Source organism: Rhizobium sophorae (assembly GCF_013087515.1).
GTDB classification, from domain to species: domain Bacteria; phylum Pseudomonadota; class Alphaproteobacteria; order Rhizobiales; family Rhizobiaceae; genus Rhizobium; species Rhizobium sophorae.
In genome coordinates this window covers 1-1,233 of sequence record NZ_JABFCN010000084.1, presented here as the reverse complement: position 1 = coordinate 1,233, position 1,233 = coordinate 1, and the positions used below count along the sequence as shown (strand labels likewise).

Here is a 1,233-nt window from a genome sequence, read left to right as displayed (position 1 = left end):
AAGAGCAAAAAGCGTTATGTCCGAGAACAACGTCAACGCGCTTTCGTTCGAGTTCGATCGCTCGAATATGTTTGAGCCGCTTTTGCAGGCTGACCCGTCGTTTCGTGAAAAGTGGGAGACATTCCAGGAGGAATATCGATCTGACGACGAGTTGCCATTTTATTTGGCACTATCAGAGCTTGCTCGTCATCTGATTCAGGATTTGGAAACAGGTAACACGCATCGATTTGACGCGGTCTTTGATGTGGTCGAACGCTGGCACGTCAAGGGCGATCCGTATGTTAAAGAGGCGGCTACAGTAGGTCTACTCGAAGATTTGCAGAATGGTCATTTGCATCGCAAAACTCGCTCTGACGATTTTATTCCATGGCTGCGGCCGGAAACTCTCGGATGGTGGACTAAGGTCCATGAATTCTGGGCTACAGGAAAGCCGATAATTTGAGCCTTTCCTCAGAAGTTGGGTTCCGAGAATGGCAGGTTTTTGATTCACTGGGGCTTTGATTTGGAGGCCTCTCATGTCCCGTCAGCAGTTCGACCTGACTGATTTCGAATGGAGCATCATACAGTCGTTGTTGCCGAACAAGCCGCGCGGCGTTCCTCGTGTCGACGATCGCCGTGTCATCAACGGCATCTTGTGGCGGTTCCGAACCGGCTCGCCATGGGCGGACGTGCCCGAGCGATATGGACCTTATACAACCTGCTACAATCGCTTCGTGCGGTGGCGCAAAGCAGGCGTCTGGGATCATGTCCTGCATGAGGTGGCAAAGGCTTTCGACGGCGACATCGTCATGATCGACAGTTCCTGTGTTCGCGTTCACCAGCATGCGGCCACGGGAAAAAGGGGGATCAAGACGATGGCTGCATGGGACGTTCGCGTGGCGGTTTGACGACGAAGATCCATGCCCTTGTTGATGCCGACGGCCGACCGATTGGCCTTGATCTAACGGCTGGCCAAACCCACGACAGCAGAATGGCCGAGCCAATGCTGAAGGATATTGGCAAAGGTGCAATCATCTTGGCCGACCGCGCATACGACACCAACGCCCTGCGAGCCCTTGCAAAGGAAAAACGTGCCTGGGCCAACATTCCGGCGAAAAGAAATCGCAAAGAGACCTTTCCGTTCAGCGGTTGGGTCTATCGGCAGCGCAATCTGGTGGAGCGGTTCTTCAACAAGCTTAAACAGTTCAGAGGAATCGCAACAAGGTATGACAAAGATCCTAGAAACTTTCTGGC

2 protein-coding genes are annotated in these 1,233 nt (G+C 53.0%); both read left to right on the top strand.

Annotation, left to right across the window (positions count from 1 at the left end):
* Positions 1-442 (top strand): DUF7674 family protein (locus tag G9X64_RS36090; protein ID WP_246271192.1); only part of this gene is annotated, 442 nt, incomplete at its 5' end.
* Positions 443-515: 73 nt separating this feature from the next.
* A protein-coding gene (locus G9X64_RS36085; protein ID WP_171378393.1) for an IS5 family transposase occupies positions 516-1,233 on the top strand; the annotation gives its coding sequence in 2 pieces (ribosomal slippage) (positions 516-831 and positions 831-1,233; 719 coding nt annotated over the 2 pieces). This gene is flagged as partial in the annotation.